This window comes from Novosphingobium sp. BL-S-21 (assembly GCF_055521655.1).
Genome location: NZ_CM145495.1, coordinates 1,310,203 through 1,325,340 on the forward strand (window position 1 = coordinate 1,310,203; position 15,138 = coordinate 1,325,340).

General features: G+C 67.3%; 13 protein-coding genes. 1 reads left to right on the forward strand and 12 read right to left on the reverse strand.

What is annotated here, in order from left to right; genetic code table 11:
* Nucleotides 1–87 precede the first annotated feature (87 nt).
* Both ppdK and ACZ1J6_RS05165 read right to left on the reverse strand, forming a co-directional pair.
* Complete coding sequence (gene ppdK / locus ACZ1J6_RS05160; RefSeq protein WP_134095639.1) at nt 88–2,766, reverse strand: pyruvate, phosphate dikinase; 2,679 nt, start codon at nt 2,764–2,766, stop codon at nt 88–90.
* A gap of 166 nt (nt 2,767–2,932) precedes the next feature.
* Entirely contained in the window at nt 2,933–4,219 is a 1,287-nt protein-coding gene (locus ACZ1J6_RS05165) for an MFS transporter (RefSeq protein WP_431567690.1), read from the reverse strand.
* Nucleotides 4,220–4,377: 158 nt separating this feature from the next.
* Between ACZ1J6_RS05165 and ACZ1J6_RS05170 the strand changes: the two genes are divergently transcribed.
* Nucleotides 4,378–5,295, forward strand: a complete 918-nt coding sequence (locus ACZ1J6_RS05170) for a LysR family transcriptional regulator (RefSeq protein ID WP_134095640.1) — start codon at nt 4,378–4,380, stop codon at nt 5,293–5,295.
* Here ACZ1J6_RS05170 and ACZ1J6_RS05175 read toward each other — a convergent pair.
* The 10 genes from ACZ1J6_RS05175 to ACZ1J6_RS05220 form a co-directional block, all read right to left on the reverse strand.
* The gene (locus tag ACZ1J6_RS05175; protein ID WP_431567691.1) at nt 5,283–5,873 is read right to left on the reverse strand and encodes a 3'-5' exonuclease; all 591 of its coding nucleotides are present in this window, start codon (nt 5,871–5,873) and stop codon (nt 5,283–5,285) included. The two genes, ACZ1J6_RS05170 and ACZ1J6_RS05175, sit on opposite strands and share 13 nt — an antisense overlap.
* A gap of 58 nt (nt 5,874–5,931) precedes the next feature.
* Nucleotides 5,932–6,393, reverse strand: coding sequence for a pyridoxamine 5'-phosphate oxidase family protein (locus tag ACZ1J6_RS05180; protein ID WP_132265943.1), 462 nt, complete (start codon nt 6,391–6,393; stop codon nt 5,932–5,934).
* Between the two features lie 115 nt (nt 6,394–6,508).
* Nucleotides 6,509–8,545 (reverse strand): hybrid sensor histidine kinase/response regulator, encoded by a 2,037-nt coding sequence (locus ACZ1J6_RS05185; RefSeq protein ID WP_431567692.1) that lies wholly within the window; start codon nt 8,543–8,545, stop codon nt 6,509–6,511.
* Nucleotides 8,538–9,176: a chemotaxis protein CheX gene (locus tag ACZ1J6_RS05190; protein ID WP_431567693.1), complete on the reverse strand. Its 639-nt coding sequence runs from the start codon at nt 9,174–9,176 to the stop codon at nt 8,538–8,540. The genes ACZ1J6_RS05185 and ACZ1J6_RS05190 overlap by 8 nt, the downstream gene beginning before the upstream one ends.
* Nucleotides 9,173–9,556 carry a response regulator gene (locus ACZ1J6_RS05195; protein ID WP_132265947.1) on the reverse strand — a complete coding sequence of 128 codons (384 nt, stop codon included), beginning with the start codon at nt 9,554–9,556 and terminating at the stop codon, nt 9,173–9,175. The genes ACZ1J6_RS05190 and ACZ1J6_RS05195 overlap by 4 nt, the downstream gene beginning before the upstream one ends.
* A gap of 95 nt (nt 9,557–9,651) precedes the next feature.
* Nucleotides 9,652–9,897 carry a hypothetical protein gene (locus tag ACZ1J6_RS05200; RefSeq protein ID WP_431567694.1) on the reverse strand — a complete coding sequence of 82 codons (246 nt, stop codon included), beginning with the start codon at nt 9,895–9,897 and terminating at the stop codon, nt 9,652–9,654.
* Nucleotides 9,894–11,834 carry a chemotaxis protein CheA gene (locus tag ACZ1J6_RS05205; protein ID WP_465127065.1) on the reverse strand — a complete coding sequence of 647 codons (1,941 nt, stop codon included), beginning with the start codon at nt 11,832–11,834 and terminating at the stop codon, nt 9,894–9,896. Before ACZ1J6_RS05205 ends, ACZ1J6_RS05200 begins: the two co-directional genes overlap by 4 nt.
* Nucleotides 11,831–12,679, reverse strand: coding sequence for a CheR family methyltransferase (locus ACZ1J6_RS05210; RefSeq protein WP_431567696.1), 849 nt, complete (start codon nt 12,677–12,679; stop codon nt 11,831–11,833). Before ACZ1J6_RS05210 ends, ACZ1J6_RS05205 begins: the two co-directional genes overlap by 4 nt.
* A complete protein-coding gene (gene cheB, locus ACZ1J6_RS05215; protein ID WP_431567697.1) occupies nt 12,676–13,791 on the reverse strand; it encodes a chemotaxis-specific protein-glutamate methyltransferase CheB in 1,116 nt (371 codons plus the stop codon). The genes ACZ1J6_RS05210 and cheB overlap by 4 nt, the downstream gene beginning before the upstream one ends.
* Nucleotides 13,788–15,098 (reverse strand): chemotaxis protein CheW, encoded by a 1,311-nt coding sequence (locus tag ACZ1J6_RS05220; protein ID WP_465127066.1) that lies wholly within the window; start codon nt 15,096–15,098, stop codon nt 13,788–13,790. The genes cheB and ACZ1J6_RS05220 overlap by 4 nt, the downstream gene beginning before the upstream one ends.
* Nucleotides 15,099–15,138: the final 40 nt, after the last annotated feature.

Consider the following 15,138-nt stretch of genomic DNA (forward strand, 5'->3'; position numbering starts at 1 on the left):
ATGGCCAAAGCAAATGCGGACCGCACGCTATCGCGCGCGATCCGCATTCCCGGTCAGGTCGCTCCTCCTCCCCGACGCGGTTATGACTTACTTGTTGGCAAGTGCCGCCTGCGCCGCCGCCAGGCGTGCGATCGGCACGCGGTAGGGCGAGGCCGAGACGTAATCGAGGCCGGTCTTTTCGCAGAAAGCGATGGAGGCCGGATCGCCGCCATGTTCACCGCAGATGCCCAGCTTGATATCGGGGCGCGTTCTGCGGCCACGTTCCGCGGCCAGTTCGATCAGTTCGCCGACGCCGTCCACGTCGAGGCTGACGAAAGGATCGCGGGCGAAGATGCCCTTGTCGACATAATGCGTCAGGAAGCGGCTGGCATCGTCACGGCTGATGCCGATGGTCGTCTGGGTGAGATCGTTGGTGCCGAACGAGAAGAATTCGCCCAGCTCCGCGATCTCGCCCGCCTTGAGCGCAGCGCGCGGCAGCTCGATCATCGTGCCCACGAGGTAGTCCACGGTGGCGCCACGCTCGCTGAAGACTTCGGCCGCAACGCGGTCGACAATGGCCTTCATCAGCTCCAGCTCCTTGCGGGTGGCGACCAGCGGGATCATCACTTCGGGGATCGGCGCCTCGCCGGTGTTCTCCTTGACGATGAGCGCCGCCTCGAAGATCGCGCGGGCCTGCATCTCGTAGATTTCCGGATAGGTCACGCCGAGGCGGCAGCCACGATGGCCGAGCATCGGGTTGACCTCGTGCAGCTCCGCAGCGCGGCGCTTGAGCGTGTCTACGCTGACGCCGGCGGCACGCGCCACGTCTTCGAATTCCGCCTCGGCATGGGGCAGGAATTCGTGAAGCGGCGGATCGAGCAGGCGGATCGTTACCGGCAGACCGGCCATGACCGTGAAGATCTCAGCGAAGTCGTCACGCTGTTCGGGCAGCAGCTTGGCCAGCGCGGCGCGGCGCTCGGCCTCGCCCTCGGCCAGGATCATCTCGCGCACGGCAGTGATGCGGGCGGCATCGAAGAACATGTGTTCGGTGCGGCAGAGCCCGACACCCTCGGCGCCGAATTCGCGCGCGGTGCGGCAATCCAGCGGCGTTTCCGCATTGGCGCGGACCTTGAGACGGCGAACCTTGTCGGCCCATTCCATCAGCGTGCCGAAGTCACCGGCGAGTTCCGGCTGCACGGTGGCCACTTCGCCGGCCATGACTTCGCCGGTGGCGCCGTCGATGGTGACGGTGTCGCCTTCCTTCAGAACGCGCCCGTCGATGCGCATGGTGCGAGCGACATTGTCGATCTGCAGGCTGCCGGCGCCCGAGACGCAGGGGCGGCCCATGCCGCGCGCCACGACGGCGGCGTGGCTGGTCATGCCGCCGCGTGCGGTCAGGATACCGCGCGCGGCATGCATGCCGTGGATGTCCTCGGGGCTGGTTTCCACGCGGACAAGGATCACGGCCTTGCCCTGCTCGGCCAGCTTTTCGGCGGTATCGGCATCGAGCACGATCGCGCCCGAAGCCGCGCCCGGCGATGCAGGCAAGCCCTTGGTGAGCACGTCACGCGGCGCATCGGGATCGAGCGTGGGGTGAAGCAGCTGGTCGAGCGCGGCGGGATCGACGCGGGCGACGGCCTCTTCCTCGCTGATGAGACCTTCGCGCGCCATGTCGACCGCGATCTTCAGCGCGGCCTTGGCGGTGCGCTTGCCCGAGCGGGTCTGGAGCATCCAGAGCTTGCCCTGCTGCACCGTGAACTCGATGTCCTGCATGTCGCGGTAGTGCTTTTCCAGCACTTCGAACACACCGGCGAGTTCGCCATAAGTCTCGGGCATGGCCTCTTCCATCGAGGCGGCCCGGGCACCGGCACGCTCGCGGGCGTCCTTGGTGAGGTACTGCGGCGTGCGGATGCCGGCAACGACGTCCTCGCCCTGGGCATTGATGAGATATTCGCCGTAGTACGCATTCTCGCCGGTGGCGGGGTCACGGGTGAAGGCGACGCCGGTGGCCGAGGTTTCGCCCATGTTGCCGAAGACCATGGCCTGCACGTTGACGGCCGTACCCCATTCGCCGGGGATGGAGTTCAGGCGGCGATAGACCTTGGCGCGGTCCGACTGCCAGGAACCGAACACGGCGCCGATCGCACCCCAGAGCTGGTCGTGCACGTCCTGCGGGAAAGGCTTGTCCCAGAGCTTCTCGACGATAGCCTTGTATTCCGCGACCAGGATCTTCCAGTCGGCAGCGGTCATCTCGGTGTCGAGGTCGTAGCCGCGGTCTTCCTTCGCGATGTCCAGCGCTTCCTCGAAGGCACCGTGATCGAGTTCGAGCACGACGTCCGAATACATCTGGATGAAACGGCGATAGCTGTCCCAGGCGAAACGCTCGTCGCCCGAGGTCTGGGCAAGGCCTTCGACCGTCTGGTCATTGAGGCCGAGGTTGAGCACGGTATCCATCATGCCCGGCATCGAGATGCGCGCGCCCGAACGCACGGAGACCAGCAGCGGATCGGCGATGTTGCCGAAGGTCTTGCCGGTCACCTGCTGGATATGGGCAATGCCCTCTGCCACTTCGGCCTTCACGCTTTCGGGATAGACGCCGCCGTCCGTGTAGTAGCGCGTGCACATCTCGGTGGTGATGGTGAAGCCCGGGGGAACCGGCAGGCCGATCGCAGCCATGCCGTCCAGATTGGCGCCCTTGCCGCCGAGGAGGTTCTTGTCGCCCTTGCCACCATCGTCGACGCCGCCACCGAAGCGATAGACGTAGCGCGTTTCAGTCAAAGCCGTCATGGATCGAAATACCTCGTTGCTGCCAGGAGCGTTATCGTGCCCCAACCGGGATTCGGCACTTTGCTGCGATGCAACGGTGTAGATGACGGGATTTTTCCGCGACGACCATCGATAAATGGCAAAGCCGGATTTCACAATTTGTGAAATCCGGCTGCACTCGCGCGCTTCAGCGGGTCGGCCTGGTTTCCGGCATTCTGAGGAATACCGGCAAGGCTCCGATGGCCACGATCGCGATCATCACGCCCGGCACGGCCTGCCAGCCCGTTGCCTTGACCAGCAATTGCGCCACGAATGGCGCAAGCCCGCCGAAGATCGCCGTCGCGGCCGTGGCACCCAGGGCCAGCCCCGAAAGACGCCCCTCACCGGGGAACTGCTCCGCCGTCGCTACCGCCCCCACAGCGCTCACTGCCCCGCCCAGCGCCGCCAGCAACAGCGCGCCGATCAGCGCGGCGCCGTAGGATCCTTCTCCCATTGCGGCGAAGGAGGCGGCGGGCAGCAGCACTGCCAGCGCGCCCACGCCCAGCAACACCGGTCGGCGCCCGATCCGGTCGGACAGCGCGCCGATGAACGGCGTGACCAGAATGACGAGGAAGGCCGCCGCCGTGGACAGCCACAAGGCCTCGCTCTCCGCCATCACACCGGATTCGGTGACGAATGCCGGGACATAAGTGATGCCGACGTAATATGTGATCGATCCCAGCGCGGAGATGGCGAACCCGCGCCCGATCGCAGCGCGGTGGCGGGTAAGGACGAGGCGCAGCGGTCGTTCGGGCACCGTGCGGTGGACCAACTGCCGCTCGAACTCGGGGGATTCCTCCAGCGTTGCACGGGCCAGCAGCACGGCTCCGGCCAGGCCGGCGCCGAACAGGAAGGGTATGCGCCAGCCCCAGGCGTCGAGCGCGGCCGGAGCCAGCGCATTGACGACCAGCGCTGACACGCCCGCCGCCAGCAGGCCGCCGAGTTCGCTGGCGGCGGCCGCCGAGGACGTCACCAGACCCCGCCGCCGGCGGTGAGCGCCTTCCATCAGATAGGCGACGACGCCGGTATATTCGCCGCCGACCGAGAAGGCCATGACGCAGCGCAGGCCGAGCAGCAACCAGCCCGAAGCCGCGCCGATGCTGGCATAAGTCGGCATCGCGGCGGTGGCGAGCATGGCCGCCGTCATCAGTGCCATGGACAGCAGCATCATGCGCCTGCGTCCATAGCGATCTCCGACATGGCCGAAAACCGCCGCGCCCAGCGGCCGCATGAGATAGGCCACGGCGAACCCGCCGAGCGTGACCGAAAGCGATCCTTCGCCGCCGCCGAAGAACACGCGCGACAGCACGGTCGCCAGATAGAGGTAAAGCGTGAAATCGTACCACTCGACGATGGTCGAGAATGCGGCGATCACCATCGAGCGCCTCGAAAGAGGCCCGCGTTCCTGCCCGTCGCGACCAGCGTCGGCCTTCATCGGCCCGTGCGGCCCGCGTGATTCCTCTTTAACATGAACCGCATGATAGCCAGACGGCCTCGCTTGGCAATTCGCTTCCACGGGGCTGGACTTGGACCGGTTCATCATCGATGAAACCTCTGGTTCAATGCTCTTATCATGGACAGGATCGATATTCGATGCGCCTCGACAAGTTCGATCTCAACCTGCTGATCGCGCTGGAACTGCTGCTGGAGGAGCAGAACGTCACGCGGGCGGCGCAGCGCCTCAACCTGACACAGTCGGCCATGAGCGCGGCACTCGCGCGGCTGCGGCTGGCGCTCAACGACGAACTGCTGGTGCCGCATGGCCGGCGGATGGTGGCGACGCCCCATGCCCTGGCGCTGGCGCCGCAAGTCTCCGAAGCGGTCCGCAGCCTTCGCGCGCTCATATCCGGGGCGACGGCCTTCGATCCGGCCACGTCCGACCGACGCTTCGAAATCGCCGCTTCCGACTACATCGCCACGATCCTGCTCAGTCCCCTGCTGCCCCAGCTCAAGACAGAAGCCCCGAACGTGGCGATCAACGTCGTGTTGCCCACCCGCCAGACGAGCGCGCTGCTGGAAGACGGCAAGCTCGACTTCCAGCTCACGCCGGAACAGTTCCTCAGCGCCGACCACCCCAGCGAACTGCTGTTCGAGGAGCGCCACGTCGTGGTGGGCTGGTCGGGGAACCCCGTCTTTTCCGGCGAGATGACCGAAGAGGCCTTCCATTCTTGCGGCCATGTGGCGGTAAGGATCACCGGCGTCCCCTCGTTCGCGGAGCGGCACCTGCTGGCGGCCGATGACCGGCGGCGCATAGAAGTGACGGCGCCATCGTTCTCGCTGGTGCCATGGCTGCTGCCCGGCACGCACTTGCTGGCTTTGATGCATGAGCGGCTCGCCCGGCTCTTTGCACCCTTGTTACCGCTCGAAATCCGACCCGCGCCGATCGCCATGCCGCCGATGCGGGAGATGATCCAGTATCACGCGGCCCGGGCGAGCGATGCGGGCATGATCTGGTTCAAGGATCGCCTCATGGCCGCGGCTCGTCAGGATCACGGCGGTCAGGCGGGGTAGTCGGCGCTACGCCGTCCGGGGCGGCAGATGGCCTTTGCCTGCCGGAGCGCCTCGGCAGCCCCCTGCGCTGCAAGCCAGCGCGAGCGATCGGCCTGCGCATCGGGCAGCGCCCGGTGGGCGGGCGGCCCCGTCCGCGCCGGGTCTGTATCTGCAAGAATTGCCTTCACAGCCTCCCGGGATTCCTCCGGTGAAAACGCTTCTCCCAGCAGAGTGCCCAGTTCCCGCGCGATCATCTCGGACGTCTTGCCCAGCCGAAGCTGATGCTTGGGGAAACCCACGCTGCGCAGCAGGGCATTCAGCCACTTGGCATCCCAGGACGGCGCACTGGCGAAGAGGTCGTGGCCGGTCAGCACCTCCACCATGCGGAGCGCCACCCGGTCATGCGGCTCCCCCTCGCGCGCAAGCTGGCTTCGGGAGATACCGTGGATGGCCTCGGCCTCCTCGTCCCAGTCCGTCCAGTCCGGGTGCGGCTGGATCAGATGGCTTTCGCAGCGCCCGTCTTCGAACACCCAGGCCACCTCGATCGGATAGCTGCGCTTCGCCAGCGAAGACGCTTCGAAATCGAGGAATACGCGCATGCCCGCTCAGCACGCCCCCGCAGGAACGCGCCGAGCCGGACCTTCGGAGCCGAAAGCGTCAGGGACCACCAACGTAGGACCCTCTCTCCACGATCACTTCGCCTTCGTCCTCGCCGTCCCAATAGTGAGCGCGCTCTGCTCCCACGCGGATCAGCACGAGGCCGGGCGTATCGACGCCGTCCTTGAACCAGCGATCGAGATCCTTGGTCCAGTGCGCGGCGAACTGGGCCTTGTCGCGGATCAGTTCGCCCTTGCCCTCCACGGCAATGAAGAATGGCCGCATGCCCAGGATCCCGGCCTTGCCCTGGAAGTTCAGGCCGACGCGGGGATCGTCGGCGATCTCGGATACCATCGCGGTATCCTCGGTGGTGAAGAACCAAGAATCGCCGTCATATTCCACATCGCGGTTGTTGCTCATCGGCCGCGCGGCGATCGTGCCGCCGGGGCCGTGGGTGGAGAGCATCGTGAAATCTATGTCCTTCATCTTCTCGGCAAGGTCGCTGAGGGTCTTGCTGGTCATTGCAGTTCTCCCATGAGGTTGCCGAAATCAACCCGCGATGGGCATCGATGCTCCCGAGGGAAAGACCAAGCGGGCAGGAGCGTCGCCAGCCGGAACCTTGCGGCGCTGAGGGCGCTCAGCGGTCCAGCAGTTCGCGCACTTTCGCGGCCAGCGCCTGCATGGTGAACGGCTTGGAGAGCAGTTCCACACCCTCGCCCAGCCGCCCTTCATGCATGATCGCGTCGTGAGGGTAGCCCGAGGTGTAGAGAACGCCGAGACCGGGCACGATCTCGTGGGCGGACTGGGCCAGTTCGCTGCCCGACATGCGCGGCATCACCACGTCCGTCACCAGCAGGTCCACGGGTCGATCGCGCCCGCGCAGCAGGTCGAGCGCGGCAAAGCCGTCGGCCGCCTCCAGCACGCGGTAGCCAAGATCGCAGAGCGCGCCCACGGCGTAGCGGCGCACGTCATCATCGTCCTCTACCACCAGGATCGTCTCGGAAGGGCGGCCGAAATCCTCGGCGGCGGGATGGTAGGCCTGATCCTCTACTGCGCTTGCATCGCCGCGCGGAAGGTGAAGCACCACCCGCGTACCGCTGCCCGGCTCCGAGGCGATATCGATGCCGCCGCCCGACTGCTTGGCGAATCCATAGACCATCGACAGGCCCAGCCCCGTGCCCTTGCCCACGTCCTTGGTGGTGAAGAACGGATCGAAGACTTTCGCCAGCGTCGCCTCGTCCATGCCAACACCGTTGTCGACCACTTCGATGGCCACATAATCGCCGGCGGGCATGTCCCCGCCCGTGCCGGAATGGACCGCGTTGCGGGCGGTGATCCGCAGCGAACCGCCCTCGGGCATGGCGTCGCGCGCATTGACCGCCAGGTTCAGGATGGCATTTTCAAGCTGGTGAGGATCGGCCTCGATCATCCACACGCCGGAATTCGCATCGATGGCGATGGCGATGGCCTCGGTGATCGTGCGCGAGAGCAGGTCCGACATGCCCTCCAGCAAGTCGCGCACGTTCACCGCGCGCGGGTCCAGAGGCTGGCGGCGCGAGAAGGCGAGCAGGCGGTGGGTCAGTGCGGCGGCGCGCTCGGCCCCCTTCATCGCCTGTTCCAGCGAGCGCCGCACGCGCGGATCGGCCGAAGGCGCCACCCGGCGAGAGGCCATGTCGATGCTGCCGATGATGATCGTCAGGAGGTTGTTGAAGTCGTGGGCGATGCCGCCGGTAAGCTGACCGACGGCCTCCATCTTCTGCGCCTGGCGCAGGGCCTCTTCGGCATGCTGGCGTTCCGCGACTTCGGCGGCGACGCGCTGTTCCAGCGTTTCCGCCAGTTCGCGCAGCGTGGCTTCCTGCCGCTTGGCGTTGGTTACGTCGTATATGACGCCCAGCAAACGATAACCCGTGCCGTCCGCCTCATACTGCACTTCGCCGCGCCGGGCGATCCAGCGCAGTTCGCCGTCGTCGCCCCTGCGGATGAGGAACTCGCCCGCCAGCGTGTCCGGAAGGGCGCCCTGCACGCCTTCGGGGATCAGCGCCAGTTCACCTTCGCTGACGACCGAATTGATCGTTCGCAGCGGTAGCCGGTCCGCCGGGTGCAGGCCCAGCAACACGCAGAATTCGGTGGAGACGGACACGGTCGCAAAGCCGTCGTTATATTCGAAAGTGCCCACCCCGCCCGCACTCTGCGCGATGCGCAGGCGTTCTTCGGTACGCTTGCGCTCGGTAACGTCGACCAGCAGGCCGGTGAAGCGCAACGGCTCGTCATCGGCATCGAGATGGCATTGCCCGCGCCCGTGCATCCACAGGACCTTGCCCGCCGGCGTGACGACGCGGAACTCCTTGGAAAACAGCGAGGCCCCGGCCAGCATGCCCGCCACCGCGATGCGGATGCGCGGGCGGTCTTCGGGATGGATCGAGCGGAAGAACGTGGCGGTGGGGAAACCGTCCCGGATCTGGTCGGTGGGGAGGCCGTAAAGCTCGGCGAAGCTGGCATCGAGGAACAAGCGTTCCCCGGCGATGTCCCAGTCCCAGGACCCGCTGGCCCCGGCCGCCGCAAGAACCGCGCGCAATTGCTCGTCGTTCAGTGCGCTGCCCGCGGCGCGCGCCATCCCGTTTCCGCCCTTGCCATCACCGGCGCCGCCGCCCGGTCCCCCGTCCGTGTCAGGCATCGTCGCCCACGACGCTCGCGATGAATTCGTCCAGCAGTTCCTTCAGCGTCGCCAGCGAGGGGATGTCCATCAGCATGGCGATATAGCCCCTGATGTCGCGCATGCGCACGGCGAAGTCGATGTAGAGGAACAACACGAGCCCTTCCTCGGCGCCGGACTCGTCCACCTCGAACAGGGTGGCACCATTGCCGCGAAGCACTTCCGGGATCGTCATCGTCAACGAACGTTTCAGCATGTTCGCCATCGTCGCCAGGCAGGAATTGAGTATGACGTTGCCCGTTTCGGCCAGGGCCTCATGCTCCATCTCTACCACTTCCTCGGCGCTGAGTTCGCCGCCGGTAACGGCGCGCACCAGTTCGAGGCTGTTCGTCTCGGGAAAGATCAGGAGCGCGCGGCCCGAGAAAGGCCCGCTGAAATCCTGCCGTACTGCGATCAGCTCGGCCACTTCGCGCTCGCTGATGAGGCGCGCGGCGCGCCGGTGGCTTACCACTTCGATGGAAGGGACGGAGAGCAGAACCTGCTCGCCGATCATCTTGCGCAGGCTGGAGGCGGCACGGCTCACCCCGATATTGACGATTTCCGTCAGCGCATCGCGTTCAAGCTCGGTAAGGGCAACCTGCTCCGGAATCATGCCCGCGTGGTTCTCAGCTTGAGCGCGGCACCCGAAAGGAAGCCCGAAAGACCATCGCTGGTCACGGGCTTGGCGATGAATGCCGCACCCACTTCGCGGGCGCGGGCGATGATCTCGTCCTGGATGTTGGCGGTGATGATCGCAATCGGCATCTCGGGCCGCATAGCGCGCAACTCGGCCGCAAGTTCCAGCCCGTCCGTCTCGCTCATGTTGAAATCGATCAGCGAGACGTCGACCGTCTCGTTTTCGATCACTTCCAGCGCCTCCCGCGCGCTGCCGGCTTCCACTTTGCTCCACTCCGGCTGGAGCTGGGCCAGGGCCTTGGATGCCACGATCCGCGCAAGCTTGCTGTCATCCACGATCATCACGGTAACCGACACGGACTGCTCCTCAATTTCTGCTGCTCATGGTGCTGCCCGCGAGGGCGATTTTCCCGACCTATAGGGCGCGAACCTGAAGGCGGGTATAACTTTCATTACAAAGCCGGCGGTTGCGGTGCGGCAAAGGACAGGCGCTGAAGCAGGGGATCGGCAAAGTCCCCCTCGATCCGCCGGGCGAACAGCGCCAGCAATTGCAACACCGCGAAATGCGCGCCTTCCATGGCCGAGACGTCCACGACGCGCTGCGGATCGTCCTGCAGCGCCAAAAGCAGCGGCTCCGCATCCTCGACCGGGCAGGCCCCGACCAGACGCACGATATCGCTTTCCATGACGATGCTCATGACAGCAGCTCCGGCAGATCAAGCACGAGCAGCACCCCGCCATCGGCATCGACGGCAGTGCCGCCGATGGCCGGCATCGCGGCGAGCAATCCGGAGCGCTCGCGCACGGCGGCATCCATTCGCTCGCCCACGGCGTCTACGCGCAGCGCGATCCGCTCGCCTGCCGCTCCGGTCACCACCAGCCTCGCCGCTTCGCCCCCCGGCGTGTCCTCGTGGCCCAGCAGCGCCGCCAGCGACAAGACCGGCACCGTGCGGTCGCGGATCACGCAGGCGCGGCCATGTCCAAGCTCCTGGATCTCGGCAGGGTCGATGCGCCGCGTCTCGTGGATCTGGTCCATGCGCAGCCCATAGCGCTCGCCGGCGACACGCACCGTAATTAGGCGCGTCAGGATTGCCGTGAGGGGCAGGCGGATGGCTATATCGGTGCCCTGGCCGAGCGTGCTCTCCACCTCGATCGAGCCCTGCATCCGCTCGACCGCGCGCTGCACGGCGTCCATGCCCACCCCCCGGCCCGACACGTCGGTAACCACTTGCGAGGTGGAGAAGCCCGGCGCAAAAATCAGTCGCAGGGCCTGGCGATCCGTCAGTGCTGCCGCGGCCGCCTCGTCCAGGAGGCCGCGAGCCACCGCCGCCTGCCGGATTACCGCGGCATCGATGCCCTTGCCGTCGTCCGAAAGCGCGACCGCGAGATGGTCTCCGCTGCGCTGGAAGCTCAAGCGGACGGTCCCGGTGGCAGGCTTGCCGGCCTCCGCGCGTCGCTCGGCGCTTTCGAGGCCATGGTCGATGGCGTTACGCACGAGATGGAGCAGCGGCTCGAAGATGGCGTCCGCCACCTGCTTGTCCACTTCCGCCCCCTCGCCGGCCAGTTCGAACCGGACGTCCTTGCCGAGCGAGGCGGCCAGTTCGCGCGCCAGACGCGGCAGGCGGCGCAGGACGGGCTGCAACGGCACCCGGCGCACTTCGGCCACCGTCGAGGAAAGCCGCCCCAGCGCGCGTGACAGCTCGCCCTGAACGCGGCGCAGCTCGGCAGCCAGCGCGCGGTCCGTCACCGCCGCGCGCTCTGCCGTCGCCTCCAGGGCATTGAGCGCCACCGCGAGTTGGCCCACTTCGGCAGCGAGAACGTCGAGCCGCAAGGCCGAGACGCGCAGCATGCCGCCGCCCTCGCCCGGGTCGGCCGGGGCCGCTTCCGCCGCGCCGGGTTCGCTCTCGCCCTGGCGCAGCCGCACTACCTCGACCTGATCGGGCACCATGCGAAAGGCCGCGCGTACATCGTCCGGCTCGGCGCTGGAGAGTCCCAGCAGATGCATCGCGCAGCGAAACGGCTCGAACTGCGCGAGGTCCGGCGCGTCCGGCGCCGGTTGCAGTTCCATCGCCAGCAGGCCCGGCACCGCCCGCACGACGGTCAGGGGGTCTTCGCCGCGAAAGAAGCAATCCGGATCGGGCCTGTAGCGGAAGGCGGACATGGCACCGGCTCCATCCGCCGCGGCAGCGCTGCGGACAATCGGCGCGGTCCAGTCCGGCAGTTCGCCGGTCGTTTCCGGCGCCGCCGCCGGGTGTTCCGCTTCATCCAGCGAGGCCGCAAGCGCAAGGCTGCGCGTCTCGGCATCCGCCGGCAGCCGGCCGTCGCGTTCCACATCGTCGATCCAGCGGTCGACCTGGTCCACCGTTGCCACGAAGCCGTCGAAGTCTTCCGCCGTCAGCACCGCATCGCCGCGCCGGGCCTGATCCAGGCGCGTCTCGGCACGGTGCAGCAGGCGCTCGGCGGGCGCCATTTCGAACAGGGCCACCGAGCCCTTCAGGGTGTGGACCGCGCGGAACAGGCTGTCGAGCACGTCGCGGCGTTCGGGCTGGCGCGCCAGGGCCACCAGATCGCCTTGCGCCTGCGCCACGAGATCCCGTCCCTCGATCAGGAACTGTTCGAGCAATTCGTCCATCATGAGCGACGATAGACGATCGCGTCGTCAAGGCGAACGAGATTGAAGCGATCGTCGATCCGGGTCATCGATTCGCTGTGACCCAGGCAAAGATAGCCGCCCCGGCGCAGCGCGCCATGCAAGTTGTCCGCCGCCACCTGCCTGCCTGCCTCGTCGAAATAGATCAGGAGATTGCGGCAGAGGATCACGTCGAACTGGCCCTGTGCGGCCATGGAACTGGCGTCGATCAGATTGGCGTAGGCAAAATGCACGGATTCGCGCAAGTCCGCGATCAGGCGGTAGTGCCGCTCGTCCCGCTCGAAATAGGCCGCTCGCAGTTCTTCGGGCATGCGGGCCACGGCGCGCTCGCCATAGTCGCCCTCGCGCGCGGCGGCGAGCGCGGCGGTGTCGATGTCGGAGCCGACGATCTCGATGTTATAGGCATCCACCAGCGGCCAGAATTCGAGCAGCCAGATCGCGATGGAGTAGGCTTCCTCGCCCGTTGCGCAGGGCATCGACCAGATACGGATGCGGTCGCCGGGAATGCGCGTGCGCGCCAGTTCCGGCAGGATCGTATTGGCGAGCGCCGCGAACTGGTGTTCCTCGCGGAAGAAATAGGTCTCGTTGATGGTGACGGCATTGATCAGTTGCTGCCGTTCCTCCGCGTCGGTCAGGAGGCGGGTGAAATAGGCGCGCACATCGGGCGATCCGGTGCGCCGGATCCGATCCACCAGTCGGCGCTCGATATAATAGGTCTTTTTCGGGCCGAAAGTCATGCCGGTCCAGCCGCGCAGCAAGTCGCTGATGCGCGCGATATCGGCATTCTCGACGCCCGAACCCGGCGAAAGGCCCGTTCCGGTTTCCGTCATGCGCCGGCCCAGTCGAGCAACTGGCCGGCGATGCGGTCCATCGGCAATATCAGGTCGGCGCCGTCCAGCGCGACCAGCGCCCCCGGCATGCCCCAGACGACGGCGCTGTCGGCGTCCTGCGCGATCGCACGGCCACCCTCGCGCCGCATGCGCGCCATGGCCTGCGCCCCGTCGTTGCCCATGCCGGTGAGCAGTACCCCCACCAGGGCCTCGGCGCCCAGCACATCGCATGCGGACTCGACGAGCCGGTCCGTGCTCGGGTGCCAGGGCAGGTCGGCGCGGGCGGGCGCGGCCAGCACGAAGGCCTCTCCCCGGCGGCGTGACAGGATCACGTCGGCATCGCCGCGGCCGATATAGACATGCCCCGGCAGCAGCGGCACGGCGCCGGTCACTTCGCTGACGGTCAGCGCGCATTGCCGGTCGAGCCGGCGGGCGAGCGGCCCGGTGAAGCTGGCCGGCATGTGCTGCGCGATGACGATGGGCCAGGGAAAATCCGCCGGCAGCGGCTGCAGCAAGGCATCGAGCGCGGGCGGGCCGCCTGTCGAGGAACCGACGATCACCGCGGAAATGCCGTCCAGCGGCTCGGCGCCCGGCAGCTGGGCCGGTTCCCTCCCGACAAGCTGCGTCTCAGCGGCATGCCCGGCCCTCATCGCAGAAGCGCGCGCATGAGCCCTTGCCCGCAGGCGGTCGGCCAGACGCACGAAGCGCGGCAGGCGCGCAGACGCCGCCGCGCGCACTTTTTCCACGAGCGGGTCGGCGATCCGGTCGATCTCCAGCGAGATCGGCCCCTCGGGTTTGGCCACGAAATCGACCGCGCCCAGCGACAGCGCCTCCAGCGTCTCGTCGGCGCCCTCCTGCGTCAGTGCCGAGACCATGACGACCGGACAGGGCCGCTCCACCATGATCCGGTCGAGACAGGCGAGCCCATCCATCTGCGGCATGTGCACGTCCATCGTCACCACATCGGGCGCGAAAGTGGAGAGCATGGCCAGCGCCTCGGCGCCATCGCGCGCGACTGCGATCTCGAACCCGCCGTCCTCGCGGAAAAGCTGGACCAGCAGTTTGCGCATCAGCGCGGAATCGTCGACGATCAGCAGCCGGATCGCGGTCAACGCACCGCCTCCAGCAGATCGCGCCCGGCCGCGTCGATCAGGGTCAGGGGCGAGACCAGCAGGGCGATGCGCTCTCCCGCGCCGGCACCATCGGCCAGGCGCACATAACCCTCGAAGATCGCGTCCGCCTCGCCGCCGGCCTCCGGATGCTCGATGGCCGCGTTCGTCAGCCTGATGAGGCCGTCCACGCGTTCGACCAGCAGGCCGACGACATCCCCGCCCTGCCGCGCGAGCACGAGGCGCCTGCCCTCCCGTTCCGCCACCGATCCGCCGCCGAGCCGCATGGAAACGTCGATCACCGGCACTGCAGACCCGCGCACATTGACCATGCCTGATAGCCAGCCCGGCGCATCGGGAATGGCCGAGAGAACCGGCACCCGCGCCACCCCTTCCACGGAGCCGAGCGGCATCGCCAGCCGGTTTCCACCCGCTCGCAAGGCAAGGTAGGCGCTCTCCGCCTCCACAGCCGCCGGGATCACATCCGGCAAGTCGGGAAGCGCCTCCATCCCGGCCACCGCCTCGGCATCGAGCAAGTGTTCGGCATCGAGCACGGAAATCAGGCGCTCGCCCGAACCGGGACGGCAGATCGCCTGGATCGAGGTCTCCGCATCTCCGCGCAGCAGCACGCCCGGCACCGGCTCCAGGCGCCCATGCTCGACATGAACGACATTGCGCACCCGTTCCGTCACCAGCCCCACCCGGCCCGCGCCGACGCGCACGACCACGACCTGCTCGCGCGCGGCAGGGACTTCGGCCTCGAAACCCAGCAGGCGGGCCAGCGAGAACAGTGGCAAAAGGCTGCCGCGATGTTCGATGGCCCCCAGCGCCGTTGCCGCCGCTCCGGGAACGACGGCAAGATCGGCGGGCTTCGTCAGCACTTCCTGCACCTGATCGGCGGGCAAGGCGAAGCGCTGGCCGGCCAGATCCATGACCAGAAGTGCCAGGCGCTCGTCCCGAACCGCTTCGCCGCGCTCCGCATGCAGCGGTGCATGGCGCGCAGCGCGTCGCTCCGGAGCCGGGAAACTGGCCACGAGCAGCGCATCGAGGTCCAGGTTCTCGCCATCCCCTCCAGCGCTCAGGCCGAGCACGGCATCCACCGCCAGCGCCACCGGCCGGGCGCCGTCCAGCAGCAAGGCCCGCGCGGGCGCCCCTTCGCCGGCCCCATTCCTGGCATCCCCGAGCGCGAGAACGGGCAGGATGTGCCCCCGAAAGTTGCCAAGGCCCAGCAACCTGGCGGCACCGAACGGCACCGGGGTCAGTCGCGGCAGAGCCGAGATTTCGCGAACCAGGCGGGCAGGCAGGGCCATTCGCCGACCGCCCGCCACGAAATTGAGAACCGTATCTTCG

Excerpts from the sequence above, each read along its gene's own strand:
- ppdK (WP_134095639.1), bottom strand. The coding sequence starts at position 2,766 with ATGACGGCTTTGACTGAAACGCGCTACGTCTATCGCTTCGGTGGCGGC.
- ACZ1J6_RS05165 (WP_431567690.1), bottom strand. The coding sequence starts at position 4,219 with ATGAAGGCCGACGCTGGTCGCGACGGGCAGGAACGCGGGCCTCTTTCG.
- ACZ1J6_RS05170 (WP_134095640.1), top strand. The coding sequence starts at position 4,378 with ATGCGCCTCGACAAGTTCGATCTCAACCTGCTGATCGCGCTGGAACTG.
- ACZ1J6_RS05175 (WP_431567691.1), bottom strand. The coding sequence starts at position 5,873 with ATGCGCGTATTCCTCGATTTCGAAGCGTCTTCGCTGGCGAAGCGCAGC.
- ACZ1J6_RS05180 (WP_132265943.1), bottom strand. The coding sequence starts at position 6,393 with ATGACCAGCAAGACCCTCAGCGACCTTGCCGAGAAGATGAAGGACATA.
- ACZ1J6_RS05185 (WP_431567692.1), bottom strand. The coding sequence starts at position 8,545 with ATGCCTGACACGGACGGGGGACCGGGCGGCGGCGCCGGTGATGGCAAG.
- ACZ1J6_RS05190 (WP_431567693.1), bottom strand. The coding sequence starts at position 9,176 with ATGATTCCGGAGCAGGTTGCCCTTACCGAGCTTGAACGCGATGCGCTG.
- ACZ1J6_RS05200 (WP_431567694.1), bottom strand. The coding sequence starts at position 9,897 with ATGAGCATCGTCATGGAAAGCGATATCGTGCGTCTGGTCGGGGCCTGC.
- ACZ1J6_RS05205 (WP_465127065.1), bottom strand. The coding sequence starts at position 11,834 with ATGATGGACGAATTGCTCGAACAGTTCCTGATCGAGGGACGGGATCTC.
- ACZ1J6_RS05210 (WP_431567696.1), bottom strand. The coding sequence starts at position 12,679 with ATGACGGAAACCGGAACGGGCCTTTCGCCGGGTTCGGGCGTCGAGAAT.
- ACZ1J6_RS05220 (WP_465127066.1), bottom strand. The coding sequence starts at position 15,098 with ATGGCCCTGCCTGCCCGCCTGGTTCGCGAAATCTCGGCTCTGCCGCGA.